A 26,317-nucleotide genomic window follows, 5' to 3' on the forward strand; every position below is an offset into this window, starting at 1 on the left:
GTTTCTAACGACTGTTCGTCTCAGGCAAAACGCCGGCGCAGACGGCCGGCCTTTTTTCAGTGGCTGATCGAAGCCGTCGAGCAAGGATCGACGCCGTAGGCCGGCGAGCAATCGCCCTTCACCGCCGCGACCGAGCCGGGCGCAACGAAGGAGCCTGCAAGGATAACCAGCGCCGCACACGCAAATAAAAGCGCGATTGACTTGCCCATCGAGAAATGCCTTTCACAGTGATTGCCGCACGCTATCGCAGGCGTTGAGTCCAGCCGAAGACGCGCGGGTTTGGTAGTCAGTGGAATGGCAAATAGCAATAAACGTTCCTGCTAAATTTGGCGTTAATTCCACAAAATTTCCGATGCGTCTTTTATGCAACGCCGCCTCAAGGTGGGGGCAGAAAATCATGCCGAACTTGCGCCGGCGTTGCGTGATGCCACACGAAAAAAAACGCCGCCCGCGTTTCCGCGAGCGGCGTGTTTCGTTGTCTGAAATTTGGTCACGCAGCCTTTCCGGTACCGGTATACTGGCCGTGCGGGCGATAATGCACGAGGTAGGAGCCGAGCACCGATGCCGGCATTGTGGGCGTGATGCCGAGGCCCTGCAGCGTGCGGCCTTCCGCCTCGGCTTCCCTGGAAACGATATTGTCGTGCTTGAGCAGGCGCACCTGGTCCGGCGTGATCGGGGGCGTGATGAAGGGGATCATCGAGGCGATGCTGCCGATCAGCGAAGCGATGCCGAAGGGCAGGGACACCAGCGGGTTCTTGCGGCTCGTCACCTTCAGCATCGTCTCGAGACATTCGCGGAAGCTCAGCACTTCAGGCCCGCCAAGCTCGTAGACCTTGCCGACGGCGACTTTGCCATCGACGGCACGGCCGACGGCCTCGGCAATATCCTCGACATAGACAGGCTGGAATTTCGTCTTGCCGCCGCCGACCAGGGGCAGGACCGGCGACATGCGCGCCATGTCGGCGAACTTGTTGAAGAAGCTGTCTTCCGGTCCGAAGACGATCGATGGGCGGAAGATCACCGCATCGGGCTTGATGGAGAAGATGGCGGTTTCGGCGCGGCCCTTGGTGCGACCATAGTCCGAAGCGGATTTGGGGTCGGCGCCGATCGCCGAAATATGGACGAGCCCTGCGCCGGCGTTGCGTGCCGCCTCGGCGACCGCGCGGCCGCCAAATTCCTGCACGGCGTCGAAGGTGTTGCGGCCGGTTTCGTGCAAAATACCGACGCAGTTGACGACGTAGCTTGCACCCTCGACGGCGCGGTCGATCGAATTGCGGTAGCGCAGGTTCGCCTGCACGAAGGAGATCTGGCCGACATTGCCGAGCGGCTGCAGGAAGCCTGCGAGATCGGGACGGCGCACGGCGACGCGGATGCTATAGCCGCGCTTGGCAAGGGCGCGAACCACGTGCCTGCCCACGAAGCCCGACCCTCCGAACACGGTGACGAGCGGCGGCAGGTTGGCAAGGGTCATGGCAGGCTCCTCGAAAGGCTTTGGGGGATGCTGTATCGGCACTCGTCTTAGCCCAATCACGGCGCGACGGGAAGGCCCATCGCGCCGTCAGTTTTGTCGGACGTGAGACCGTTCAGGCGCCTTCGACGACGACCATTTCCGCATCCGCCACTTCCTGACGGATTTTGGCGGCGATCTGGTATTCCGGCGAATTGTAGCAGTCGACGGCGTGCTGCATCGAAGGAAATTCGATCACGACGTTGCGGGCGCGCGCCTTGCCCTCGAGCTGGGTGAAGGCGCCGCCGCGAGCCAGGAAATTAGCGCCGTATTTTTCGAAGGCCGGCTTGGCCGCCGCCACGTAATCCTTGTAGCGTTCGGCATCGCGAACGTCGACGCGGGCGATCCAGTATCCCTTGGCCATGCTCTTCTCCCTGTTGAATTCTTGTCAGCGGTTTGCCGGCCAGAGCGCCGTCACCATCTCGTTGAGGACCGCGCGGGCGGCATCCCGCGGCTCGGGCGCCTTGACGATCGGCCGGGCAACGACGAGATGCGTTGCTCCCGCCTTCAGCGCGTCGAAAGGGGTCATCACCCGCTTCTGGTCGCCCTTGTCACTGCCGGCCGGACGAATGCCGGGCGTGACGATCGCCATGTCGGGTCCGATGATGTCGCGCACCTCGGCCGCTTCGGCCGCCGAGCAGACGATGCCGCCCATGCCGGCAGCGCGCGCCTGTTCGGCGCGGCGCAGCACCAGGCTGTGCGGATCTTGGCTATAGCCGGCGTCGATGAGGTCGTCGGCATCCATCGAGGTGAGCACGGTGACGCCGAGCAGGCAGAGACCGGAGCCGGCCGCCGCCGCGACCGCCGCCTTCATCGCCTTCGGATAGGCATGCAGCGTCAGCATCGACATGCCCATCTTGGCGATGTTCTCGACACCCGATGCAACGGTATTGTCGATGTCGAGCAGCTTCATGTCGAGAAAGATTTTCTTGCCGCTTGCGGCAAGATCGCGGGCGAATTCCAGCCCGCCAGCAAAGACCAGCTGATAGCCGATTTTATAGAAGAGAATGTCGTCGCCGAGCGTGGAAACCAGTCTTTCCGCTTCGCCGATCGTTGGAACATCCAGGCCGACGATCAACCGCTCGCGTGCGTCCATCTCAAGTCACCCCTGCCAGTCTTCGATGGGTGTCCAGTCGCACGATAGACGGCGATCCGCAAGGCCGAAAGCATAAAGATTGCCGCCGCCGCCAGGCTGGTCGCGGTCGCGGGTGATCGGCCCGCTCGCCAGATGGCATTTGAGCAGCGTACCGACGCCGCCATGGCCGACGAAAGCGATCGGCGCTGCCGGATCATGCGTGGCAAGAACTGTGTTGACGGCCTCGACGATACGGCGTTGCGCGTCGATGGCGCGCTCCCAGCCCCTGAAGCTTTCCTCCGGATGGGCAAAGAACCAGTTGGCGGCCTCCTTGAACTGCGGCGGCGGCAGGAAGCCGGTGGCCGAGCGGTCGTTTTCATGCATGCCGTGCACGATCTCGATCGCCACGCCGGAAGCGTCCGCCAGGATTTCGGCCGTTTCGATCGCTTTCGTCTCGTCGCTGGAGACGATACGCCGCAACTGCCTGGCCCAGCCGCTCTCGGCCGCCTTGCGGGCGCGTACCGCGCCGATATCGGAAAGCCCCCATTTCGGCACGGGCACGTTGGCGTCGATCTTGACCTGCGGATGGGTGATATAGAGCCCGAACATCTCAACCGCGCCTGTAGATCCAGAGCTGCGCCGGCGGAATGTTGCGCATGACGAAGTCGTAGTGCTGAATATGGTAGCGATCGGGATTGGCGGCGATCGGTGAGATCGCGCCATAGGAGATCTGCATCACCGGCCGGCCGGCCGGCAGACGATCGAGCAGGCTTTCGAGCAGCGAGACGCGCTTCGCCATCGGGAAATTCAAAAGCGGAATGCCCGAGACGACAGAATCGAACATGAGATCGCTGAAGCTGCCAAGAGTAGTCTGAAGATCGAAGGCATCGCCGTTGATGAAATGGACGCCGGGATAGGTCCGCTTGAGATGTTCGTGGAAATCCGTCGAATATTCGATCGCGACGAGATTTTCCGGCCGAACACCGCGGCCGAGGATCGCCTTGGTGATGGCGCCCGTACCCGGTCCGAGTTCGAGCACCGGCAGCCCGGAATGGAGGTCGATGACGCTTGCCATGCGCTTGGCGGTGATCGAGGAGGTCGGTACGATGGAGCCCACCGTCTTCGGCCCCTGCATCATACCCCTGAAGAAGCGGATCTCGTCGTCGAACCTCTTGCCCAGACGTTCCTTTACCTTGACACGTAAGCTCATTCTCCACCCATCCGCATATTGACCGAATGTCTTAATATGCGCGTTGTCGCTCCCGGGACAAGGTTTTTCGCAATAAGAACATCGACATCAACAGCTCATGCAGCCGCGGGCGGAACGCGGCCTGAGATCGCGGTCGATGGGCGTGTGCGGTTTTTTCGCTGAAAAATGGAAAGCAGGAGCATTCGCTCCCGCTAGACTCGCATCGGCATCAGTACGTAGAGCGCATCGTCGCCGGCGGTGTCGCGGATCAGTGTGGGCGAACCGGCATCGGCAAGCAGGAAGATCGCTTCTTCGCCGGAAAGCTGCGCCGTGATGTCGAGCAGGTATTTGGCGTTGAAGCCGATTTCCATTGAATCAGTGTCGTAGCCGACGGCGACTTCTTCCGTCGCGCTGCCGGAATCGGGATTGTTGACGGTCAGCATCAACTGGCCCTCGGAAAGCGCCAGCTTCACGGCGCGGCCGCGCTCGGAGGAGATTGTAGAGACGCGGTCGACGGCCTGGGCGAAAGTCGTGCAGTCGACGCGCATTTCCTTGTCGTTGCCTGTGGGGATGACGCGCTGGTAATCGGGGAAAGTGCCGTCGATCAGCTTGGAAGTCAGGACGATCGAGCCGATCGTCATGCGGATCTTGGCGTCGGAAACCTCGAGGGTGACAGTCGCTTCCGGATTGTCGACCAGCTTCTGCAACTCCCCGACCGTCTTGCGCGGAATGATGATGCCGGGCATGCCTTCGGAGCCGGAGGGCGCATCGACATCGGCGCGCGCCAGACGGTGGCCGTCGGTGGCGACCGCTCTGAGTTTCAGGTCGCCCTTGCTCTCGATCGTATGGAAGAAGATGCCGTTCAGATAATAACGCGTCTCTTCGGTCGAGATCGCAAACTGCGTTCGGTCGATCAGCATCTTCAGATCGGTCGCCTTCAGCTTGAAGGAATGCGTGAAGGTGCCGGCGGTCAGATCAGGGAAGTCCGATTCCGGCAGGCACTGCAGCGAGAATTTCGAGCGGCCGGACTGCACGGTCATCGAGCCGCCGTCGGTGCTGGTGGCAAGCAGCACTTCCGAACCGTCGGGCAGCTTGCGCACGATATCGTAGAGAAGATGGGCAGGAACAGTGGTGGCGCCGGCCTGCTCGACGCTGGCAGGCGTCGCCTCGGTGATTTCGAGGTCGAGGTCGGTGGCCTTCATGTCGAGGTTCTGGCCGTCGGCCTTGAGCAGTACGTTGGACAGGATCGGGATCGTGTTACGACGTTCGACCACGCGGTGGACGTGGTTCAGCGATTTCAACAGGTTTGACCGCTCAATAGTAATACGCATGGGATGCTACCGCTTTCGACCGTGACTATCCGGGCGCATCGAGCACCCGAAGAATGCGTTCCCGACCCTGAGATCGGAGGAGTGGACGGGCAAAATGGCAGACTTCAGCATTGGATTGCAAGAGGCATGGATGGCCGAGTGTCCGCATTTGCGGTTTTCCGGAGCAATCCTCACAGAAATCCGAACCCTTGCCGAAGCAGCATCGCTCGCCCATAAAGGCCGATGAACCGGCGAGGCGCCGGCGGGACGAAAGCAAATGGCATGAATGAGGAAACGACAGCGGAAACCGCCGGCCGGCGAAGCTTTCGCCTGCACAATGCAACGATACCGGCACGGCCGCTCGAGCCGGCGCTCTATCTTGTCGCAACCCCCATCGGCAATCTCGGCGACATCACGCTGCGGGCGCTCGAAACGCTCGCCGGCGCCGACGTGCTCGCCTGCGAGGATACGCGCGTCACCCGTGTCCTGCTCGATCGCTACGGCATCCAGAATCGCCCGTTTTCCTATCACGAATACAATGCCGACGAAGCCGGTCCGCGGCTGATACAGGCGCTGGAGGCAGGCCGGTCGGTGGCGCTGGTTTCCGATGCCGGTACGCCGCTTGTCTCCGATCCGGGCTATCGTCTGGCGCAGCAGGCGATCGTGGCGGGTTATCGCGTCGTTCCCATTCCCGGCGCCTCGGCGCCGCTCGCAGCCCTGGTCGGATCCGGCCTGCCGAATGATGCCTTTCTTTTCGCCGGCTTCCTGCCGGTCAAGGACAAGGCCCGCCGCGACCGTCTCGGTGAAATGGCCGCCGCGCCCGCGACGCTGATCTTCTTTGAATCGCCGCATCGCATCGGCGCAACACTTCTCGCCGCGGCCGATGTGCTCGGGGCCACGCGCCAGGCTTCCGTCTGCCGTGAGCTGACCAAGACCTATGAGGAATTCCGCCGCGGCACACTGGCGGAGCTTGCCGCGCATTATCAGCAAGTGGAAAACGTCAAGGGCGAGATCGTCCTCGTCGTCGGTCCGCCGGAGCCGGTGGAGACTGATGAGGCCGATGTCGAAGCCGTGCTGGCCGATCTGTCGAAATCAATGCCGACGGCCAAGGCAGCAACGGAGGCAGCCCGCCTTACAGGCCTGCCACGCAAAGTGCTCTATCAGCGTCTGCTGGAGATGAAGGGCGCCGATGGGCGATAGCGATCTTACAGCCGTCAGGAGAAAGGCGCAGCGCCGGGGTCGCATATCGGAATATGTCGCGGCCGTCTTCCTGATGCTGAAGGGCTATCGCATCCTGGCGCTGCGTCACCGCACCCGGCTCGGCGAGATCGATATCGTTGCCCGCAAAGGCGATCTTGCTGTCTTCGTCGAGGTCAAGGCCCGCCATGGCGAGGCTGCGGCCGTTGATGCCGTGTCCGCCATGGCACAGAAGCGGATACGGGCGGCAGCGATCTGTGGCTCGCCCGCCAGGCGGATCGGGCACGCCTTTCCCAGCGCTACGATATCGTGGCGATCATGCCCGGCCGTTTGCCGCGGCATTTTCCGGATGCCTTCTGATATATTTGCGATCTGGCCCGTTTCGGATCGTTAAGATTTTAGTTCCGGCTTGAACGAGCTCCTTACGACTCTCTGTTATCCACCGGCTTGGTAGGGATAGAAATTGGGGGTTGTTTCATGGCCTGGAAGCTGATGCTTGCAAGCGCGGTCGCCATGGCTGCGCGCTCTGTGCCTTATGTCGCGCTGAAGCCGGCCGGAAAATCCTTCGTCGCGCATGCAAGCGACCGCCTACCGCTCAAATCCACGCCCATCAATCCGGATTGGATCATCAGCGGCAATCCGCAGGCGCGCACTGCCGAACATTCGCGCGGTCATGACGAGGCATCGCTGACGGCGATCTGGGATTGCACGGCTGGCGAATTTCGCTGGTACTTCGGCTGGGACGAGACGGTGATGATCCTCGAAGGCGAGGTGCATATTACCGCCGAGGACGGCACGAAACGAACCCTCGGCGTCGGTGACGTCGCCTTTTTCGCCGGCGGAACCTGGGCGAGCTGGCGGGTCGACAACTACGTCCGCAAGGTTGCTTTCCTGCGCAAGCCTTTCCCCAAGCCCTTGGCGATCGCCTATCGTCTCCGAAACATGCTGCGCAACGGCGGCAACCAGGGCATCGCCGCCTGAAAATTGCCGCCGATATCGATCGTCATCTGCTAATCGGGCTGGGGCGGAGCGGTTGTTTCCCCCGTTAAAAACTCGCAGGCGAACAGGATTGGCTTGTCGAGTTCGGGCGCAGTCTGCTTGTTCAACAGGATCGCCACTGCAGCCGCGGCCATCTCCTCAATCGGCTGCTTTACCGTCGCCAGGCGTGGCGTTGTCATGCTTGCAAGCGGGATACCATCGAAGCCGACGATGGAAAGGGCCGCGGGGATGGGGATTCCCAGATCATGCGCCGCCCGCATGCAGCCGATCGCCTGCTGGTCCGAACTTGCAAATATCGCCGTCGGCCGCTCGCTGCGCGCCCGCGCCAGAAGATAATTTCCCGCGGAGCGGCCGCTCTCGTAATCGAAAGCCGCCTCGGCAATCAGCGGCGCTTCCGCCGCTCGGGTGCCGCCGTCCGTCTGCTCCATGGCGTCGAGGTAGCCCCTCAGGCGATCATTGGCGGGGACGGAGTGTTTGGGCCCCGAAATGAAGCCGATGCGGCGATGGCCGAGCTTCAGAAGATGCTCGACGCCAAGACGAACGCCGCGGCGGTGATCGGCGGCAATGCCGGAATATCCCGGCATAAGGCGGTCGACGACGACGATCGGCAATCCTTTCGGCAGCTTCAGCGTATGGAAATCGTTGCTGGGAACGAGAATGATGCCGTCCACCTTCCGGCTTGTCAGCTGTCTGATTCGGTCAGCCTCCTTGGCCGCATGATCGAAGGAAGTCATGACGATGATGTTGCAGCCGTGATTTGCCGCCGCCTGTTCCGCGGATTGGACCAGTTCCGCAAAGAACGGATTGGTCAGATCGGGAATGACAATGCCTATGAGGCGGCTGACTTTGCTGCGCATGCTTCTCGCGGAGGGATCCGGCATATAGCCGAGTTCCGTGATGATCCCGCCGACGCGCGCCCTCAATTCCTTCGTCACGGAGGGATGATCGTTCAGAACCCTTGAAACGGTTCCTGTGGAAACTCCCGCAAGCTTGGCAACGTCTCTAATTCCGACCTTCGACATAACAGAAACATATGCCCTTCATTTTTGCCTTCGGAAGACACCCTAGGGGGGTGCCTTGTCCAAGCTCCAGCTAACGGCCTCCGCAGCCCTAGTCAAAGGGTCGCATTCAATTTGGCCGCCGGTCTTTCATAGCATGAGCACGGCAGGAGGCTCAATGGAAACGGTTCATCGAGCATCTTTTCCGTACATGCCGGATATGGCGATTTCGGCGGCGGTTTGGCGCTTCATCGCCAGCTTGACAATTTTTGAAGGCGTGCTACCCAGATGGTGTTGGAAACGGTTCATTGCCGAGGGCAACTCAGATGAAACTGAGCCCAGAGCCGTTCGGGAGGAAAAAATGTCCAATTCTATGAAGCATGAATCCGTCTTGATCAGCGCGCCGCGTCGCGCGGCACTGAAGCTCGGGCTTGCCGGCACTTTGGTGCTTGCGCTCTCCTGCGGCGTGTCGCCCGCCTTTGCAGCCAGCAAGCCGAAGGTCGGCCTTATCATGAAGTCTCTGTCCAATGAGTTCTTCAAGCAGATGAAGGCGGGTGCCGACAAATATGCGGCCGAAAACAAGGACAAGTTCGACTTCAAGGCCGTCGGCATGAAGGATGAACGTGACTTCGCTTCGCAGGTCGATGCTGTCGAAAACTTCGTGACGCAGAAATACGATATCATCGTCGTAGCACCCGCCGATTCCAAGGCGATGGCAACGCCTCTGGCAAAGGCTGTGAAGGCCGGCGTCAAGGTCATCAATATCGACGTGCCGCTCGATGCCGATGCGAAGAAGAAGGCCGGGATCGATCTCGCTTTCTTCGGTCCTGATAATAAGGAAGGTGCGAAGCTTGCGGGCGATGCGCTGGCCAAGGATCTCGGACCTGGCGCCAAGGTCGTCATCCTCGAGGGCAACCCCGAGGCTGACAACGCCAAGGAGCGCAAGGAAGGCTTCGTGGATTCCGTAAAGGCAGGCAAGCTTGAGCTTCTCGACAGCAAGACCGCCCATTGGGAGACGGAAGAAGCCAATACCGTCATGACGAACTTCCTGACGAAGTATAAGGATATTCAGGGCGTCATGGCCGCCAACGACTCCATGGCCCTCGGCGTCGTCAAGGCTCTCGATGCGGCCGGCCAGGCCGGCAAGATCAAGGTTGTCGGCTTCGACAACATCCCGCCGGTGCAGCCGCTGATCAAGGACGGCAAGATGCTGGCGACGGTCGAGCAGTATGGCGCGCAGATGGCGGTCATGGGCATCGACTATGGCATGCGCGAACTAGCCGGCGAAAAATTCACCGGCTGGGTCAAGACCGACGTCAAGCTCGTCACGAAAGCCGACCTCAAGTAGTCGATATTGCCGACAGCAAGGCAAAGGAGGCGCCGGCCATGGGCCGGCGCCAACCGCTGCAACCGATTTAGGCGTTGATCGCTCCAGATGAGGCTCGTTCTCGCGGCTCCGGGATGCGCGCTTTAAGGCGCGCAAAGAACGCTGCAATATTTCGAATTGAATAGATCATGCATGAGGCCAACGTGTCAGACGCACCAGATGACGATATCCTGAGACTGGAAGGGATCGGCAAGCGCTTCCCTGGCGTCGTGGCGCTCAAGGATGTTTCGATACGGATCGGCCGCGGCAAGGGGCACGTCCTTCTTGGCGAAAACGGTGCCGGAAAGTCGACCCTGATCAATCTGCTCGGCGGCGTCTTCAGGCCGGATGATGGTCACATCCTGTTTGATGGCCAGCCTTACCATCCGGGCTCGCCGTTGGAGGCCTTCAAGGCCGGCATCCGCGTCATTCACCAGGAGCTGCATCCGCTTTCCAATCTGACGGTTGCCGAAAACCTGCTCTTCGAGCATCTGCCCCGCCGATATGGCCTGGTGAACTACAAGGAAATGAACAGCAGGGCGGCCGAACTCCTGGAAGAGGTCGGCCTTGACGTGCCTCCGACAATGCTGGCGAGCCGCCTCAGCGTCGCGCAGCTTCAGTTGGTCGAGATCGCCAAGGCGCTCTGCTACGAAAGCAAACTTCTCGTTCTCGACGAACCGACAGCCACCCTGACCTCCAAGGAGGTCGATCGCCTCTTCGAAATTCTGAAGCGCCTGAAGCAGCGTGGCGTGACCACGCTCTATATCTCTCACAGGCTGGAGGAGATCTTCGAAGTCGGTGACGATGTGACGGTGCTGCGCGACGGCCAGCATGTGATAACGCGGCCGCTATCCGGACTTGGTATTCCTGATATCGTCGAACTCATGGTCGGGCGCAAACTTTCGGATCATGGCCTATTCCGCGGCGACAGCGCGGTGTCGGGAGAGGCGCTCGGTGTTTCCGGCTTGAAGGTGACACGCAATAGCGCGGAACTGTCATTTTCCGTTGCAAAGGGCGAAATTGTCGGCATTGCCGGCCTTGTGGGCAGCGGCCGAACGGAGGCGGTGCGCGCCATATTCGGCGCCGATGCCAAGGCTGCTGGCGAAATCCGCCTGAATGGCGAGCCGGTCGAGATCAATTCGCCCAAAGATGCCGTTGCCGCCGGTCTGTGCCTGGCAACCGAAGACCGCAAGATGCAGGGCTTGATGCTCGACATGAGCTGCGCTGAAAACACCACCATAACCGATCTCGCCAAGATTTCCCGCAACGGTCTGATCATGGGGAAGGCGGAGGATGATCACGCTCAGCGCCTCGTGCGTGAGCTGCGGATCAAGACCCCCTCCATCCGTCAGGCGGTCAGGACTTTTTCCGGCGGCAACCAGCAGAAGGTCGTCATTGCAAAATGGCTGTTCCGCGGTCCAAAGGTCTTGATTTTCGACGAGCCGACCCGCGGGATCGACGTGGGCGCGAAGGCCGAGATTTACGAGCTGCTGTGGAAATTCGCGGCCGAGGGAAAAGGCGTTCTGGTCGTCTCTTCGGATCTGCCGGAGCTCATCGGCATTTGCCATCGCATCATCGTTTTTTCCGACGGCAAGATAGCCGGCGAAATAACTCGGGAACAATTTGACGAGAGCAGGATCCTTTCGCTCGCCTACAAGGAGTACAGCCGTGTCCGCCAACATTGAAAAACAGACCGAGGCGAAAGCGTTGAGCTTCTGGGACAAGCTGATCCGGATCTCGATGAAGGAAGCGGGCGTCGCCATTGCCCTTGTTCTGATCCTGGCGTTTTTCTCGGCGACGGCGCCGTATTTCGCGACACCGGAGAACTTCCTGAAGATCTTCGTGCAGATTGCCATCAACACCGTGCTTGCTGCGGGCATGACCTTCGTCATCCTCATTGGTGGCATTGATCTTTCTGTCGGGTCTCTGCTTGCCCTTTGCACTGTCATTGGTGCGACGATCATGATTGATCCGCAGTTTTCTCCGTGGCAGGCGATTGTTCTGGCATGTCTGGCGTCGATGGGCACGGGCGCCGCCCTCGGCGCCATCAACGGCTGGATTTGCGAGAAGTGGAAGCTTCCGTCCTTTATCGTCACCCTCGGCATGCTGAACGTTGCAAGCGGCCTGGCGCGCGTGGTGAGCGACAATTCCACGATAACAGGCCTGCCTCAGCCTTTCGTCGATTTCGGCAACCTGATCTTCTGGGGCATCTTCCCCTCGATCTTCATGATTGCGATCGTCGTCGTCCTCATCGGCTGGTTCGTGTTGCGCTACACTGTCTTCGGGCGCTTCGTCTTCGCGATCGGCACCAATGAAGAGGCTGTCCGCCTGTCGGGTCATCAGCCGAAAAGATACAAGATCGCGGTCTTCACGATCTCAGGGCTGACCGCCGGCATTGCCGCCATGGTCTATCTGCTCCGCCTCAATGTCGGCAGCCCGGTCGCCGGCATCGGCTATGAGCTGAACGCCATCGCCGCCGTCATTATCGGCGGGACCAGCCTCTCGGGCGGCAAGGGCTCGATCATCGGCACGCTGGTCGGCGCTTGCATTCTGCAGGTTCTGTCGACGGGATTGCAGCTTCTGGGCGCCGACGACAATATCAAGCCGATCGTTATCGGCGCTGTCATCGTGCTCGCCGTCATTCTCGACAGCTATCGTGGCCGGTTGATGCGGATCCTCGAAACACGCTGATCGGCGAATGCATGTTCGGAGGCGCCGACATGCATGAAAACAAAGAGCTAAAGCGCGTCGCACGAGCCAATTTCGATGCGATGCGGCCCTTGATTGGCCGTTGCGTTTGACGCCTGCCCGACCTACATCTGTCCGGCACTCAGCGAGGGACGGAAATGGCCAAGATCACCAATGTAGCGGTCCAGATGGACCATGTCGCAGGCATCACTATCGCAGGCGATTCCACCTTCGCCATGAGCCTGGAAGCCCAGGCGCGCGGCTACAGGCTTTTCCATTACACACCCGATCGCCTGAGCTTTCGTGACGGCAAGCTCTTTGCCAGCGTCGAGCCGATGGTGCTGCGCGACGTCAAGGGCGATCACTACGAACTCGGGGCGCCCGAGCGTGTTGATCTCTCGACCATGGATGTCGTGCTGCTGCGCCAGGACCCGCCCTTCGACATGGCTTACATCACCTCGACGCATCTGCTCGAGCGTATCCACCCGAAGACGCTCGTCGTCAACGATCCGGCCTGGGTGCGCAATTCGCCGGAGAAGATCTTCGTCACCGAATTTGCCGATCTGATGCCGAAGACGCTGATCACCAAGGATGCCGCCGAGATTCGCCGCTTCCGCGACGAGATGGGCGATATCATCCTGAAGCCGCTCTACGGCAATGGCGGCGCCGGCGTCTTCCATTCGACCCGCGACGACCGCAACCTCTCTTCGCTGCTGGAGATGTTCGGCCAGCTCTTCCGCGAGCCCTTCATCGCCCAGCAATATCTGCCTGACGTGCGCAAGGGCGACAAGCGCATCATCCTGGTCGACGGCGAATTCGCTGGCGCCATCAACCGCGTGCCGGCCGAGCACGACAGCCGCTCCAACATGCATGTCGGCGGCCGCGCCGAGGCGACCGAGCTGACGGCGCGCGAACAGGAAATCTGCAACCGCATCGGCCCGGCACTGAGGGAGCGCGGCTTCCTGCTCGTCGGCATCGATGTGATCGGCGACTACATGACCGAGATCAACGTCACCTCTCCCACGGGTCTCCGTGAGGTCAGGAAGTTCGGCGGCGCGGACATCGCGAGCCTGCTTTGGGATGCGATCGAGCGCAAGCGCGGCTGAGCCTGCCGCCTTGCGTCGCGTCGCCTGCGACCGGGTACAACCTGGTCGCGGTGAGTATCCGAATACGTTCCTTTATCGTTCTTGTTTTATTCTTATTTCCATGCCAGATTGCAACCGCTGGCCCGAGGGCCGGGGGCGGTATAAGAGTTTGCGGGACAGGGGGCGATATGGTCGCGGGTGTCGGTACGGTGGCATTCCAGGGCATCGAAGGCGTGCCGGTCGAGGTCCAGGTCATGGTCGCTCCCGGCAAGGTCGGAATGCAGATCGTCGGTCTGCCCGACAAGGCGGTTGCCGAAAGCCGTGAGCGCGTGCAGGCGGCCCTCCACGCCTCCGGCCTGGCGCTGCCGGCCAAGCGCGTGACCGTCAATCTGGCGCCTGCCGACCTGCCGAAAGAGGGCTCGCATTTCGATCTCGCGATCGCGCTAGCTTTGATGGCGGCTCTCGGCGCAATTCCCGCCGATGCGCTGACGGATTATGTCGTCGTCGGCGAGCTCAATCTCGATGGAACGATCGCCGCCATATCAGGCGCGCTGCCGGCCGCAATCGGCGCCAATGCGCTCGGCAAGGGGCTGATCTGCCCGGCCGAGAGCGGCGCCGAAGCGGCCTGGGCAGGCTCGGGCGTCGATATCCTCGCCCCCGCAGCCTGATGGCCCTCGCCAATCATTTCCGCGGTACGCAGGTCCTATCCAGGCCGGAGCCGTCGATCCGCGCCAATGCCGCAATCCTGCCGGATCTTGCCGAGATCAAGGGCCAGGAAAGCGCCAAGCGCGCGCTCGAAGTTGCCGCCGCCGGCGGCCATAATCTTCTGATGGTCGGGCCTCCCGGTTCCGGCAAGTCGATGCTGGCGGCAAGACTGCCGTCCATCCTGCTGCCACTTTCGGCGGCCGAGCTGCTGGAGGTCTCGATGGTTCATTCCATCGCCGGCCAGCTCACGGGCGGCAAGCTTTCCGATCGCCGGCCCTTCCGCACCCCGCATCATTCCGCCACCATGGCCGCCCTCGTCGGCGGCGGCCTGCGCGCCCGTCCGGGCGAAGCCTCGCTTGCTCATCACGGCGTACTCTTTCTCGACGAGTTTCCCGAGTTCACGCCGCAGGCGCTGGACGCGCTGCGCCAGCCGCTCGAAGACGGCGAATGTGTCATTGCGCGCGCCAATCACCGCGTCTCCTATCCGGCGAAATTCCAGCTGATCGCGGCGATGAACCCTGCCGCTGCGGCATGGCGGGCGAGCCGGGCCACACCTGCGCCCGCGGCCCGCGCTGCATGAGCGATTACCAGGCCCGCATCTCCGGCCCGCTGATGGACCGCATCGATATCCGCATCGACGTGCCGGCCGTCTCTGCCGCCGATCTCATCCGGCCGATGGCCACCGAGGCCAGCGCCGACGTCGCTCGCCGCGTCGCCCGCGCCCGCGAGATCCAGCAGGGACGCTTCGAGAGCACAGGCGCAAAAGGCATCGGCACCAATGCCCGTTGCTCCACCGCGATGATCGAGAAAATGGCCGAGCCCGACGCCAGCGGCCTGCAGCTGCTGCGCGACGCCGCCGAAAAGATGAAATTCTCCGCCCGCGGTTACCACCGCGTCCTCAAGGTCGCCCGAACCCTGGCCGATCTCGATGGCAAGCCGACGGTCGGCCGAATGCATCTCGCTGAAGCGATTTCCTATCGCATTGCCGGTGAAGGGCTGACGGCGGCGTAAGAGATGGGGGCGTCCAAGCGCCTCCTCTATCGTCATGCTCGGGCTTGTCCCGAGTATCTGCATCAGGTGCAGCAGATCTTCGGCACAAGGCCGAGGATGACGCCGAATGAGGAGCGAGGTTCGTCAACAAACTGGGGCGCCGAAGCGCCCCGATACCCTACGAAGATGAGCGACCGGGAGACACTCGGCCAAACCCTGCCTCAGCTCCCCAGCCCCTCGAACAGCGCCGTCGAAAGATAGCGCTCGGCGAAGGACGGAATGATGATGACGATATTCTTGCCGGCATTTTCGGGGCGGCTGCCGACCTTGATCGCGGCGGTCAGCGCCGCACCCGAGGAGATGCCGACCGGCACGCCTTCGAGCCGGGCGACGAGGCGCGCCTGTTCGAAGGCCTCGTCGTTGGTCACGGTGACGACTTCGTCATAGATGCCGGTGTCGAGGATCTTCGGTGCGAAGCCGGCGCCGATGCCCTGGATCTTGTGCGGGCCGGGATTGCCGCCGGACAGGATCGGCGAGTCGGCGGGTTCGACGGCGATGATCTTGATCTCGGGCTTGCGGCTCTTCAGCACCTGGCCGACGCCGGTGATCGTGCCGCCGGTGCCGATGCCGGAGACGACGATGTCGACCGTGCCGTCGGTGTCGTTCCAGATTTCCTCGGCCGTCGTCTTGCGGTGGATTTCGGGATTGGCCGGGTTTTCGAACTGCTGCGGAATGACGGCATCGGGAAGGGAGGATGCCAGTTCCTCGGCCTTGGCGATGGCGCCCTTCATGCCCTTTGGTCCCTCGGTCAGCACCAGCTCGGCGCCGAGCAGCGCCAGCATCTTGCGGCGTTCGACCGACATGGTTTCCGGCATGGTGAGGATCAGCCGATAACCCTTGGCGGCAGCCGCAAAGGCGAGCGCGATGCCGGTATTGCCGGAGGTCGGCTCGATCAGCACCGTCTTGCCGGGCGTGATCTTGCCCTGCGCTTCAAGGCTTTCGATCATCGCGACACCGATGCGGTCCTTGACGGAGGCGATCGGGTTGAAGAATTCGAGCTTGCCGATCAGGTTCGCCACCACGCCCTTTTCCCGCGCCAGCTTGTCGAAGCGTACGAGCGGCGTGTCGCCGATGGTCTCGGTGATCGAGGAATAGATGCGGCCGCGGCCGGGCTTGTGCGACATGGGTGTTCTCCCTTTGAAATCCTGACCCTGAATCGGGGAGGAGAATAGGGTCAAAGGTTGAAGGAGACCAGTCCGCGTTCATCCCGGCAAAGCGGTTCGGGGAGAAAATAAGCTTTGAAAACCGGTTCTTGCCGAATGTTTATTTCAGGCCGCCCGCGTGGCGATGAAGGCCGCCGTGCCAGCGAGGATGCCGGCCGCAACCCGGTTCAGCGCCTGTAGGGCGCGCGGCTGCTTCAGCATCGTGCGAGCCCGAGAGGCAAGCAGCATGTAAGGCACCAGCACGACGATCAGCACCACGAAGGTCACGGCGAGCAGGAGCGCATAGTCTCGCAGGCCGATATTGCCGATATCGATCAGTGTCGGCGCCAGGGCGACATAGAAGAGCATCGTCTTCGGATTGCCGAGCGTCACCAGCAGGCCGGAGAGGAAGGACATGCCGATATTGGTGGATTTGCGCGCCGCGATATCCTGCGGCAGCAGCCCCGCTGTCCAGAGTTTCCAGGCGATGTAGGCGAGATACAGAGCGCCGGCGATCTTGATGACGATGAAGACCTCGGTGAAGGTCTGCGCCACGAAGGCAAGGCCGAGAATGACCGCTGTGAGATAGGTCATGTCGCCGAGCACCAGGCCGAGGCCCATGAAGAAGGTCTCGCGGAAATTTGAGCCGAGCGCGCGTGCGACGATCGCGGTGATCCCGGGGCCTGGAATGGCCGCGGCGATGAATAGCGCTCCGGCATAGGTGATCAGGGCGGTGAGGCTCATCTTCATATCCATAAGGTCTGCACGACCTTTCTATAGGCGCGAGCCGCGGCCTCATCAATGCGCCGGCGCTGATCGGTCCATAACCATAAAGAATAGGTCCGCTGAACCATGATCCAGTTGGAAAGCGAGCCGGCCCCACTATCTCTCTTACGCGTGCCATCAGTGCGGCGCGTCGCGGCTTCCCGGCCGGCGGCATTAAAGATTTTTCATCGCCAAGGAGCAAATGAATGTCCCATACCCCAGCCGAAACCCGCAGGCTTTCGCCGCTCAAGACGCCTTCCAGCCTGTCGACCAACGCCGTCACCGATATTTCGGCGGCGCTGACCGCGCTGCTCGCCGATGTCTTCGCGCTTTATATAAAAACCAAGAATTTCCACTGGCACATGTCCGGCCCGCATTTCCGCGATTATCATCTGCTGCTCGACGAACAGGCTGAGCAGATCTTCGCTATGACCGACGACATTGCCGAGCGTGCCCGCAAGATCGGCGGCACGACGCTGCGCTCCATCGGCCATATCGCCCGCCAGCAGCGCATTCTGGACAATGACGCGGACTTCGTCACACCGGAGGACATGTTGTCCGAACTGCGCGAGGACAATGTTCAGCTCGTTTCGCTGCTCCGCGAAGTGCACGGTCTCTGCGACGAGCACAACGATGTCGCGACCGCCAGCCTGATCGAGAACTGGATCGACGAAGGCGAGCGCCGCACCTGGTTCCTGTTCGAAATGACGCGCCCGCAGAGGTAGTGTCGGCAACCGGGCGCTTCAGAACGCCCGGTTCTCAGCTCTCCAGCGCCCGCGGACGCAGCCAGCGCGGTGTCCAGCCGAGATTCATGCCGGCTGCGGCAAACAGGATGATAACAGCACCTGCGATCTGCATCGGCTGCAGCGCGTGGCCGAAGGCCAGCCGGTCGACGAGGAATGCGGCGATCGGATAGATGAAGGACAGGGCGCCGGTCAGATGTGTCGGCAGCCTCTGGATCGCGCCGTAGAGCAGCACATACATCAGCCCGGTATGGACGACGCCGACGGTCACGAGGATCGCCCAGCCCCCGATATCACCGGGCGGGTGGGAAAAGTCTGTTATCGGCGCCAGCATCAGCATGCCGGTCGCGACCTGGATGAGCGCGATCAGATGCGGCGGCGTGACTTTCAGCCATTTCGTGGCAAGGGCTGCGAGCGCGTAGAAGAAGGCCGCACCCAGCGCCATCAGGATGCCGAAGCCGTAGTCACCCGATACGCCGCCCGTCTGGGGTTTCGCCTGAACGATCGCCATCATCCCGGCGAAGGCGAGTGTCAGCCAGAACAGCTTGGCGGCGGTGATCTTCTCGCCGAGAAACAGCGCGCCGAGCGCGAGCAGCATGAAAGGCTGCGTGTTATAGACTGTTGTGGCGATCGAGATCGTCGCATGCGAGTAGGAGGCAAAGAGCAGCAGCCAGTTCAAGACGATGGCGATGCCCCCGAAGATGGCAATGCCGAAGGCGCGCAGCGTGATGATGCCGGGCCGCAGCAGCCCGAGAGCGCCGCAGATGACAAGCAGGGTCAGCGCGCCGAACAGGCAGCGCCAGAAGACCACGCCGCTGACGGGCTGTCCCGACATGACGACGAACCAGCCGATCGTCCCCGAGATCAGCATCGCTGCCGTCATTTCCGCCGTGCCTTGTCTGATGTCACTGTTCATGATTACCTCCGCCTTTGATGGCATAAGAATATTGCGGAGCGAGGCGGTTTTATATAGGTATAAGAAGGAGCATGATCGATATTGCCTAATCATAAGAGGAAAATAGATCACCGTGGCTAATGATGTGCTGTCGCTCGACGAAATCGATCAGGCCATTCTGGAGGCGCTGGCCGGCAATGCGCGGATATCGCTGAAGGAGCTGGCACAGCAGGTGGGCCTGTCCTCGCCGAGCGCCGCCGAGCGCTTGCGCCGGCTGGAAGAGCGCCGCGTCATCAAGGCCTTCACGATCGATCTTGATCCAGCTGCCGTCGGCTATCCCCTGCAGGCGATCGTGCGCGTCCGTCCGCTGCCGGGACAGCTGCACATTGTCGAGCGCATCATCCAGGAAATTCCCGAAATCGTCGAATGCGACAAGGTGACGGGTGAGGATTGCTTCATTGCCCGCCTGGTCATCCGCTCGATGGCGGAACTAGACGGCCTCCTCGACCGGGTTGCCGAAAGGGCGGAGACCAACACCTCGATGATCAAGGCCTCGCCCGTCAAGCGTCGCCTGCCGCCGCTTTCACGGAAAACGTAAATCTTGGCTGAGCGAACTGCTGGTGAAGCCACCATCGGCGGCGGCATCGCGGGGAAATTGATCGAAGCCTCGCTCAAGCGCGAGGCGCTGTGCCATCAGACGCCGGTGGAGCCGAAGCCGCCTGCGCCGCGCACTGTTTCGCTGGCCTCGGCAATCTCCGCCACCCGAGCCTGGGTCACGGGCGCGATCACCATCTGGGCGATGCGCATGCCGCGCTCGATGACGAAGGGTTCCTCGCCGAGATTGACGAGCAGTACCTTCACCTCGCCGCGATAGTCGCTGTCGACGGTGCCCGGTGAATTCAGGCAGGTGATGCCGTTCTTGAAGGCAAGGCCGGAGCGCGGCCGCACCTGTCCTTCGAAACCCTCCGGGATCTCGAAGATGAAGCCGGTCGGCACCAAGGCCCGTTTGCCGGGCAGAAGCGTCAGCGGGGCCGCGTCGTCAACGGCGGCGCGCAGGTCCATGCCCGCCGCTCCCTTGCTTTCATAGCCAGGCAGGTCGAGGCCTTCGCCGTTCGGCAGGCGGATGAGGTTCAGCGTCGGGCGCGTGTCGTGATGAATGGTCATCGCCCATTACTTTGCGCCCGAATGCCCGAGGTCAATTGCAAAGCCGGCCTTTAGTCGCTAGTTAAGCGGCAATTCCACAGGATTCACACTATGGCCGAAAGTCTCGCCGAGGCGGTCTCCCGCCGCCGCACATTCGCTATTATCGCCCACCCGGACGCGGGTAAGACGACGCTCACCGAAAAGCTGTTGCTGTTCGGCGGCGCCATTCAGCTGGCCGGCGAAGTCAAGGCGAAAAAGGATCGCATGCAGACGCGCTCCGACTGGATGAAGATCGAGCGCGAACGCGGCATCTCCGTCGTCACCTCGGTGATGACCTTCGAATATAACGACAATGTCTTCAACATCCTCGACACACCTGGCCACGAGGATTTCGCCGACGACACCTATCGCACGCTGACGGCAGTCGACGCCGCCGTCATGGTCATCGACGCCGCCAAGGGTATCGAGCCGCGCACGCTGAAGCTCTTCGAAGTCTGCCGCATGCGCGATATCCCGATCATCACCTTCATCAACAAGATGGACCGTGAAAGCCGCGATCCCTTCGAGATCCTCGACGAGGTGGAAGAGAAGCTGGCGCTGGATACGGCGCCGATTACCTGGCCGATCGGCCGCTCGAAGACCTTTTGCGGTTCCTACAATATTGCCGCCAACACGGTGCGCGGGTCGGATACAGAGGTCGAGGGAACGCCGGTCAACGGTCCGCAAAGCGTTGCCGGCAGGCTGCCGGAAAACGAGCGCCAGGCTTTCGTCGACGAGACCGAGCTGGCGATCGAGGCCTGCCGCCCGTTCGACCGCCAAGCCTTCCTGGAAGGCCATATGACGCCTGTCTTCTTCGGTTCGGCGCTGCGCAATTACGGCGTTCGCGACCTCATCAACGCGCTCGGCGAGTTCGCGCCGCCGCCGCGTGACCAGGTAGCCGATACCAGGACCGTGCACGCCACAGACGACAAGATGACGGCCTTCGTCTTCAAGATCCAGGCCAATATGGACCCCAACCACCGCGACCGCATCGCCTTTGCCCGCATCTGCTCCGGCAAGCTCGAGCGCGGCATGAAGGCAAGGCTTGCCCGCACCGGCAAGCAGCTCGGCCTGACGGCGCCGCAATTCTTCTTCGCCTCGCAGCGCCAGCTCGCCGATACCGCCTATGCCGGCGATGTCGTCGGCATTCCCAACCACGGCACGCTGAGGATCGGCGATACGCTGACCGAGGGTGAATCGCTGGTCTTCCAGGGTGTGCCGAATTTCTCGCCGGAAATTCTGCGCCGCGTGCGGCTGGAAGATGCGATGAAGGCGAAGAAGCTCAAGGAAGCCCTGCAGCAGATGGCCGAAGAAGGCGTGGTCCAGCTGTTCTCGCCGGAAGACGGCTCGCCGGCGATCGTCGGCGTCGTCGGCGCCCTGCAGCTCGACGTCTTGAAGGAGCGGCTGATGGCCGAATACGGCCTGCCTGTCTCTTTCGAAATGTCGCGTTTCTCCGTCTGCCGCTGGATCTCTGCCGATCAGCCGGCCGATCTCGAGAAATTCCTCACCGTCAAACGCGGCGATATCGCCCGCGATCTCGACGGCGATCCGGTCTTCCTCGCCCAGGATGGTTTCTCGTTGCGCTACGAGGCGGAACGCCATCCGGCAATCAAGATGGTCGCCATCAAGGAATATCACGCCGCCAAGGCGGCGTGATCATCGCTCGGCCAGCTGTTCCGCCAGAAAATCGACGACGGCGCGCACCGCCGGCAACTGGCCGCGCCGGTGCGGCATCAGGATCGTCGTTTCGATCCTACCCGCCGTCCAATCGGGCAGGAGCCTCACCAGCCGCCCGGCTGCCAGCGCCTTCCGGCAGACAGATGTCGGTAGGCAGGTGATGCCGAGTCCGGCAGCGGCCATCTCCATCAGCATATGCGGCTCGTCCGCCGCCATGACGGAATGCAGCGTGATGAGAGCCTCATCGCCGTTGTCGGAGAAGAGCCGCCACTGGTTTTCCGTCAGGCTGGTCATGATCGTCGCATGCTGCGCCAGTTCTTCCGGCCGCTGCGGTTGCCCGTGTGAGCGGATATAATCCGGCGAAGCAAGAACGAAGAACGGGTGATTGGCAAGCCTCCGCTGCACCAGCGCGGAATCCGGCAGCGGCGCCCGATGACTGCGCAGTGCGATGTCGAACCCTTCCTGCACGATATCGACGAAGCGATCGGTCACGTGGATGGAGAGCTTGAGCTTCGGGTATCTCGCCACCAGTGCCGGCAAATGCTCCGTCAGCACGAACTGCGCCGTCGGCACCGAAGCCGTGAGGCGAACGGTACCGGCGGGTTCGGCCAGATGCCGCCGGACGATGCCTTCTGCCATCTCCGCTTCGATGATCGAGGCCTGGGCGTGCTGAAAGAATTCACGGCCGAGTTCCGTCAGCGCAAAGCTTCGCGATGTGCGCTGGATCAGCCGGACGCCGAGCCGTCCCTCCAACTCTGCGACCCGTTTGCTGACCGTCGATTTCGGAATGCCGAGATGTCTCGCCGCGCCCGTGAAGCTGCCGCTGTCGACGGCCTGCACGAAGAGATGGAGGTCATTGAGGTTGAAGAGCGCCATCGTCATCTTCCATATATGTAGACATTGCGGTGCATTTGTAGCGTCTACCGCATGATTGTCTACGTGTGCACATTGATCACGTTCAACAGGGTTCAATTCTGAAAGGAACGATTGATGTCACCCATATTGTTTTACGGCGTGCCGGAGGGCTGCTCCTTCGGCTCCATCGTTGCACTGGAATGGTCCGGCGTGCCCTACCGCCTCTGCCGCGTCGAGATGCCGGAGGCAGTCTCCGGTGCGGACTACGCCAGGATCAATACCGTCGGGGAAACGCCATCTCTGCTGCTCGAAGACGGCAGGACAATCAGCGAAAGCATGGCAATCCTTCACCATATCGGCGCCCGCGCGATCGGAAACGGTCTGGGCTTTGCGCAAGGGTCTGCGGATTTCGATCGTCTGAACCAGATGCTCGCCTTTCTCAACACCTCATTCTTCAAGGCCTTCGGCCCGCTCTGGTATGCGTTCGAGCATCCGCTGGCGCCGGAGGAGAAGCAGGCTCTTATGGCCTATGGCATCGCCGGCGTCGAAAAAGCGCACCATACGCTGGAGCGTCTGCTCGGCGGTCGCGAATGGCTTTTTGGCAAGGGTCCGAGCCTTGCGGACGCCTATTTCGTCGGGATCGCCCGCTGGAACGATTTCCACAAGGTCGTCGATCGCCGGCAGTTCCCTGGCCTCGATCGCCTCTATGAGCGCATGCAGCAGGAGGCGGCCGTCCGTTTCGCCCATGCGATCGAGCATCGGCTCGAGGCAAAAAGCAGCGGCGGTTTCCGCGGTGAAGTCGATCTGGCCGAGGCGCTCGGCTTGTTGAAACAGGCTGCCTGAACATCGTGGCGGCCGCACCCCTGCAGTGCGGCCGCCGGCTTGCCTGTCATCCGGCGGCGATGATTTCGATCTCTACGAGCCAGTCGTCGCGCAGCGTTTCGACGACGATGGCCGTGGTCGGCACGGCGCGGCCGCCGAGCGCTTGGAGCGGGCATTCTGGTTCGCCTCCACAAAGGCGCCGTCGCGCAGATAGCTCGTCAGCCGCACGACATTGTCGACCGTCATCCCGGCGGAGGCGAGGATGGCGCGCAGATTGGACCAGATGAGTTCGAGCTGCCCTTCCAGATCGGGCGCCGCCGTTCCCTGCTCATCGAGACCCATCGTGCCGCTGACGAAGAGCAGGCGGGATGGATGCCGGACCTCCAGCGCATGAATGTAGTCAGGGCTCGCCGGATAGACCCCTGTTGCGGGATCATGCGCGATCATCTCCATGAGATTTCTTCCCTCCGCCGAATTTTCTATGAGATCAGGCCAGTATGGACGATTATTCTTCGGCGGGAAGGGTAGGGGGTCGAATGGGAAAAAATACAGACGATCTTCGGCAGAAGCGTCGGCAGCAGCCGATCATGGATGCTTTCGACCGAAAGATATTAGCCGAACTCGCTGGCGACAGCGGTCAGAGCTATGCCAGGCTGGGCGAAGCGGTCGGGCTCTCGGCGCCGGCCGTGCATGAACGCGTGCGCCGCCTCCGGCAATCGGGCGCCATCAAGGGCGTGCATGCCGCGCTGGATGGATCGGCCCTCGGCAAGCCGCTGCTCGCCTTTGTGCATGTGGAAGCGGCCGGCTGGGGCAAGAGCGAACGGCTGATGCAGGTGCTGCGTTTTCCCGAAGTCGAGGAGATGCATTCGGTCGCCGGCGACGCCAGTGTGCTCTTCAAGGTGCGCACCGCCAGTCCCCAGGCGCTGGAGGCTTTTCTCTCGCAGATCCACGCGGTTCCCGGCGTCACCGGCACCCGCAGCTACATCGCGCTTTCTACCTATCTGGAGCGTCCCGTGCAGGCCGGCGTTACCGAGATCTGGCCGGATATGCCTTTGCCGGAATAGTCGGACTGCGGGGCGTTCGTTACTGCGTTCCAGGCACAGTTGTCTCCTCAGTCCTCGCCATCGAACCGCGGCAGCGGCTCGATAGTCTCCACCCAAGACAAAGCCGATCGGCACCATATCTGTTTCTTCGGCGTCAGTTCCCGCCGTTGGTCGATGCTGCCGACGCGAATGCCGATCGCGCCGCCGTCGCCGTCCGTGCGATAGAGCGGCGATCCGCAATTCGGGCAGAAGAATTGCCGGCTGAGACCGCCGCTGTCGCCATATTTCCCGTAGCCTTTCGGCTCGCCGGCGACGAGGCTGAAACTTTCCTGTCGCGCCGGCGCGGTGACGCGATAGGCAGAGCCCGTCAGCCGTTGGCAATCGGTGCAGTGGCAGATCGAGATTCCCTCCGGATCGATCTCCGCCTGATAGCGGACCGCGCCGCAATGGCATCCTCCCGTGATATGCATCGGCAATTCCTCAATCCGCCGGCTGCGCGGCCGGGCGCGCGGTGTAGAAGGCCTTCGCATCCGCCGTGAAGGCGGCTCGCTGATCGGCTCTCGTATAGAACATATGCCCGCCTCGATAAAGCTTGAGCCCGACGCGGGCGCCGGCGAGCGAAGACGGCAGATGGTCGACCACATAGCGGCTGACGCTGTAGGGCGTCACCAGATCGCTGTAGCCATGCGCGATCAGCAGACGGAAAGCCGAGTTCGAGGCGAGCAGCTGTCGGATGTCATCAGTGGCGCTGGCTTGCAGGCGCGATCCGCCGCCACGCCCGCCGCCCCACTCCCAGCGCCGGCTGATATCGCCGTCGAGCAGCGTATAGGTCATCTCCGTCTTGAAGCCGAGTTCGTTGCGGGCATAGTCGGCAAAGGCGCCGCCATAGGCGCGGGTGAAGCCATCGAGGATGGCGTCGTCTCCGCGGTCGTAATCGGATTCCGGATAGGGATCGGGGGCGGCAAAAGCGGCGTCGTAAGGGCTCGTCACCTCACCCTTGCCGGCGTCCGCATGCTTGACGAAGGAATTGCCGAGGAAGCCGCGGTTGCGGGTGACGATATCCTCAGGAATGCCGGTCAGCCGGGAAATCCTGCCATAGAAGGCGTCGGCAGCGGCGCCGATTGGCGGCGGCCCGGCCAGCGTCGTCAGATAGTCTCCGAGCGCGAAGGTCTCGGCCTCCCTCTGCTTCTGCTCGTCGAAGGCGTTCTCCCGGTCGAGCTGGGCTGCGGCCAGCGACGGTAGCTCCAGCGCGGCGCCGAGCGCGAACTGATCGGCATTGAACATCAGCTGGCCTTCAAGCAGAGGGGAAAGCATCACCGCACCGGCCACAATGATGCCCTGGCTTTCCTGCAGCGTCGAAGCGACTTTGGCGGCGCGGAAGCCGCCATAACTTTCGCCGAGGAGATATTTTGGCGAGCCAGAGCGATTGTTGTGCGCGACATAAAGGGCGATCGCCTTGGCGATGCTCTGGGCGTCGGCGTTGACGCTGTAATAGTTGGAGGCGTCGTCTGTCTTCACCGTCCGGCTCCAGCCGGTGCCGATCGGATCGATCAGCACGAGATCGGTGAAATCGAGCCAGCTTTGCTTATTGTCGATAAGCTCCGCATTGGCTCCGTCGCGTCCATCGGGTCCGAAATCGAGCACCTTCGGGCCGACCAGCCCCAGATGCAAGAAGGCGGAAGCGGCACCCGGCCCGCCGTTGAAGGCAAAAGTCAGCGGCCGGCCCGGCGCGCCATCCCGCGCGACATAGGCGGTGTAGAAGATCGCGCCGGTCTGGGCGCCGTCCTGGCCGAAAAGATCCAGCGTGCCGGCGGTCGCGGTATAGGCGATCTTCCGGTCGTCGATCGTCAGCTCATGATCGGTAACGGAATCGGCCGGCAGCAGCTTGAGCACGCCGTCGCGTGCGCCGTTTTCAACATTCGCGCGGGCGGGCGTGCTTTCTTGCGCATGGGAGAGGGCCGGTGTGAGCGACGCCGCAAGCGCGGCAAGCAGAAACAGGGATCGGAAGCGCAAGATGTCTCCTC

General features: G+C 62.0%; 26 protein-coding genes and 3 pseudogenes. 13 read left to right on the top strand and 16 right to left on the bottom strand.

Translation table 11 applies throughout. From position 1 onward, the window contains the following. Positions 1-56 precede the first annotated feature (56 nt). From EFD55_RS32995 to dnaN, 7 genes are all read right to left on the bottom strand, one after another. Entirely contained in the window at positions 57-209 is a 153-nt protein-coding gene (locus EFD55_RS32995) for a hypothetical protein (protein WP_008524876.1), read from the bottom strand. A 281-nt stretch (positions 210-490) separates the two neighbouring features. Then, positions 491-1,471 carry a complex I NDUFA9 subunit family protein gene (locus EFD55_RS00300; RefSeq protein WP_125841813.1) on the bottom strand — a complete coding sequence of 327 codons (981 nt, stop codon included), beginning with the start codon at positions 1,469-1,471 and terminating at the stop codon, positions 491-493. A 112-nt stretch (positions 1,472-1,583) separates the two neighbouring features. Beyond that, positions 1,584-1,871 carry a DUF1330 domain-containing protein gene (locus EFD55_RS00305; protein ID WP_125841815.1) on the bottom strand — a complete coding sequence of 96 codons (288 nt, stop codon included), beginning with the start codon at positions 1,869-1,871 and terminating at the stop codon, positions 1,584-1,586. A gap of 24 nt (positions 1,872-1,895) precedes the next feature. Continuing rightward, positions 1,896-2,603, bottom strand: a complete 708-nt coding sequence (gene pyrF, locus EFD55_RS00310; RefSeq protein ID WP_125841817.1) for an orotidine-5'-phosphate decarboxylase — start codon at positions 2,601-2,603, stop codon at positions 1,896-1,898. Between the two features lie 6 nt (positions 2,604-2,609). After that, positions 2,610-3,191, bottom strand: a complete 582-nt coding sequence (locus EFD55_RS00315) for a histidine phosphatase family protein (protein WP_125841819.1) — start codon at positions 3,189-3,191, stop codon at positions 2,610-2,612. Position 3,192: 1 nt separating this feature from the next. Then, positions 3,193-3,792, bottom strand: a complete 600-nt coding sequence (pmtA, locus tag EFD55_RS00320) for a phospholipid N-methyltransferase PmtA (protein WP_125841821.1) — start codon at positions 3,790-3,792, stop codon at positions 3,193-3,195. Positions 3,793-3,983: 191 nt separating this feature from the next. Then, on the bottom strand, positions 3,984-5,102 hold the full coding sequence (dnaN, locus tag EFD55_RS00325) for a DNA polymerase III subunit beta (RefSeq protein WP_125841872.1): 1,119 nt from the start codon (positions 5,100-5,102) through the stop codon (positions 3,984-3,986). Between the two features lie 261 nt (positions 5,103-5,363). Here dnaN and rsmI point away from each other — a divergent pair, with 261 nt between their 5' ends. The 3 genes and pseudogenes from rsmI to EFD55_RS00345 all read left to right on the top strand — a co-directional run bounded on the left by rsmI (position 5,364) and on the right by EFD55_RS00345 (position 7,259). Beyond that, positions 5,364-6,281, top strand: a complete 918-nt coding sequence (rsmI, locus tag EFD55_RS00335; RefSeq protein WP_125841876.1) for a 16S rRNA (cytidine(1402)-2'-O)-methyltransferase — start codon at positions 5,364-5,366, stop codon at positions 6,279-6,281. Further along, positions 6,271-6,638, top strand: a pseudogene (locus EFD55_RS00340) (YraN family protein). The gene rsmI and the pseudogene EFD55_RS00340 overlap by 11 nt, the downstream one beginning before the upstream one ends. Positions 6,639-6,755: 117 nt before the next feature. Beyond that, positions 6,756-7,259, top strand: a complete 504-nt coding sequence (locus EFD55_RS00345) for a cupin domain-containing protein (protein ID WP_125841879.1) — start codon at positions 6,756-6,758, stop codon at positions 7,257-7,259. A 29-nt stretch (positions 7,260-7,288) separates the two neighbouring features. On the opposite strand, the gene EFD55_RS00350 is transcribed toward EFD55_RS00345, so the two are convergent. After that, entirely contained in the window at positions 7,289-8,299 is a 1,011-nt protein-coding gene (locus EFD55_RS00350; protein WP_125841881.1) for a LacI family DNA-binding transcriptional regulator, read from the bottom strand. A 337-nt stretch (positions 8,300-8,636) separates the two neighbouring features. Between EFD55_RS00350 and EFD55_RS00355 the strand changes: the two genes are divergently transcribed. From EFD55_RS00355 to EFD55_RS00375, 5 genes and pseudogenes are all read left to right on the top strand, one after another. Then, a complete protein-coding gene (locus EFD55_RS00355; protein WP_125841883.1) occupies positions 8,637-9,623 on the top strand; it encodes a sugar ABC transporter substrate-binding protein in 987 nt (328 codons plus the stop codon). A gap of 167 nt (positions 9,624-9,790) precedes the next feature. Continuing rightward, on the top strand, positions 9,791-11,326 hold the full coding sequence (locus EFD55_RS00360) for a sugar ABC transporter ATP-binding protein (RefSeq protein ID WP_125841885.1): 1,536 nt from the start codon (positions 9,791-9,793) through the stop codon (positions 11,324-11,326). Then, positions 11,310-12,332, top strand: coding sequence for an ABC transporter permease (locus EFD55_RS00365; RefSeq protein ID WP_125841887.1), 1,023 nt, complete (start codon positions 11,310-11,312; stop codon positions 12,330-12,332). Before EFD55_RS00360 ends, EFD55_RS00365 begins: the two co-directional genes overlap by 17 nt. A gap of 155 nt (positions 12,333-12,487) precedes the next feature. Beyond that, on the top strand, positions 12,488-13,435 hold the full coding sequence (gene gshB / locus EFD55_RS00370) for a glutathione synthase (RefSeq protein ID WP_125841889.1): 948 nt from the start codon (positions 12,488-12,490) through the stop codon (positions 13,433-13,435). Positions 13,436-13,602: 167 nt separating this feature from the next. Next, a pseudogene (locus EFD55_RS00375) lies at positions 13,603-15,130 on the top strand (YifB family Mg chelatase-like AAA ATPase). A gap of 200 nt (positions 15,131-15,330) precedes the next feature. On the opposite strand, the gene cysK reads toward EFD55_RS00375, so the two are convergent. Next, complete coding sequence (cysK, locus tag EFD55_RS00380; RefSeq protein ID WP_125841891.1) at positions 15,331-16,293, bottom strand: cysteine synthase A; 963 nt, start codon at positions 16,291-16,293, stop codon at positions 15,331-15,333. 144 nt (positions 16,294-16,437) lie between these two features. Continuing rightward, complete coding sequence (locus EFD55_RS00385; RefSeq protein WP_125841893.1) at positions 16,438-17,055, bottom strand: LysE family translocator; 618 nt, start codon at positions 17,053-17,055, stop codon at positions 16,438-16,440. Between the two features lie 227 nt (positions 17,056-17,282). Here EFD55_RS00385 and EFD55_RS00390 point away from each other — a divergent pair, with 227 nt between their 5' ends. Further along, positions 17,283-17,801, top strand: a complete 519-nt coding sequence (locus EFD55_RS00390) for a Dps family protein (RefSeq protein WP_125841895.1) — start codon at positions 17,283-17,285, stop codon at positions 17,799-17,801. Positions 17,802-17,835: 34 nt separating this feature from the next. Here the strand turns inward: EFD55_RS00390 and EFD55_RS00395 are convergent, their stop codons facing one another. Continuing rightward, positions 17,836-18,735, bottom strand: coding sequence for a DMT family transporter (locus tag EFD55_RS00395; protein ID WP_125841897.1), 900 nt, complete (start codon positions 18,733-18,735; stop codon positions 17,836-17,838). 112 nt (positions 18,736-18,847) lie between these two features. On the opposite strand from EFD55_RS00395, the gene EFD55_RS00400 reads away from it, so the two are divergent. Next, on the top strand, positions 18,848-19,312 hold the full coding sequence (locus EFD55_RS00400; RefSeq protein WP_125841899.1) for an Lrp/AsnC family transcriptional regulator: 465 nt from the start codon (positions 18,848-18,850) through the stop codon (positions 19,310-19,312). A 95-nt stretch (positions 19,313-19,407) separates the two neighbouring features. Here EFD55_RS00400 and dut read toward each other — a convergent pair whose 3' ends face one another. Further along, positions 19,408-19,878 carry a dUTP diphosphatase gene (dut, locus tag EFD55_RS00405; RefSeq protein ID WP_125841901.1) on the bottom strand — a complete coding sequence of 157 codons (471 nt, stop codon included), beginning with the start codon at positions 19,876-19,878 and terminating at the stop codon, positions 19,408-19,410. A 90-nt stretch (positions 19,879-19,968) separates the two neighbouring features. Here dut and EFD55_RS00410 point away from each other — a divergent pair, with 90 nt between their 5' ends. Continuing rightward, the gene (locus EFD55_RS00410; RefSeq protein WP_125841903.1) at positions 19,969-21,552 is read left to right on the top strand and encodes a peptide chain release factor 3; all 1,584 of its coding nucleotides are present in this window, start codon (positions 19,969-19,971) and stop codon (positions 21,550-21,552) included. On the opposite strand, the gene EFD55_RS00415 is transcribed toward EFD55_RS00410, so the two are convergent. Continuing rightward, a complete protein-coding gene (locus EFD55_RS00415; RefSeq protein ID WP_125841905.1) occupies positions 21,553-22,449 on the bottom strand; it encodes a LysR substrate-binding domain-containing protein in 897 nt (298 codons plus the stop codon). A gap of 114 nt (positions 22,450-22,563) precedes the next feature. Here EFD55_RS00415 and EFD55_RS00420 point away from each other — a divergent pair, with 114 nt between their 5' ends. Then, positions 22,564-23,271, top strand: coding sequence for a glutathione S-transferase family protein (locus tag EFD55_RS00420; protein ID WP_125841907.1), 708 nt, complete (start codon positions 22,564-22,566; stop codon positions 23,269-23,271). 46 nt (positions 23,272-23,317) lie between these two features. Here EFD55_RS00420 and EFD55_RS00425 read toward each other — a convergent pair. Then, a pseudogene (locus EFD55_RS00425) lies at positions 23,318-23,703 on the bottom strand (RidA family protein). Positions 23,704-23,786: 83 nt separating this feature from the next. On the opposite strand from EFD55_RS00425, the gene EFD55_RS00430 reads away from it, so the two are divergent. Then, positions 23,787-24,314 carry an Lrp/AsnC family transcriptional regulator gene (locus tag EFD55_RS00430; RefSeq protein ID WP_125841909.1) on the top strand — a complete coding sequence of 176 codons (528 nt, stop codon included), beginning with the start codon at positions 23,787-23,789 and terminating at the stop codon, positions 24,312-24,314. A gap of 47 nt (positions 24,315-24,361) precedes the next feature. Here the strand turns inward: EFD55_RS00430 and EFD55_RS00435 are convergent, their stop codons facing one another. Both EFD55_RS00435 and EFD55_RS00440 read right to left on the bottom strand, forming a co-directional pair. Beyond that, positions 24,362-24,763 carry a GFA family protein gene (locus EFD55_RS00435; protein ID WP_125841911.1) on the bottom strand — a complete coding sequence of 134 codons (402 nt, stop codon included), beginning with the start codon at positions 24,761-24,763 and terminating at the stop codon, positions 24,362-24,364. Positions 24,764-24,773: 10 nt separating this feature from the next. Further along, a complete protein-coding gene (locus EFD55_RS00440; RefSeq protein WP_125841913.1) occupies positions 24,774-26,306 on the bottom strand; it encodes a S10 family peptidase in 1,533 nt (510 codons plus the stop codon). Between the last annotated feature and the right edge of the window lie 11 nt (positions 26,307-26,317).

Source organism: Rhizobium pisi, assembly GCF_003938655.1.
Taxonomy (GTDB): domain Bacteria; phylum Pseudomonadota; class Alphaproteobacteria; order Rhizobiales; family Rhizobiaceae; genus Rhizobium; species Rhizobium pisi.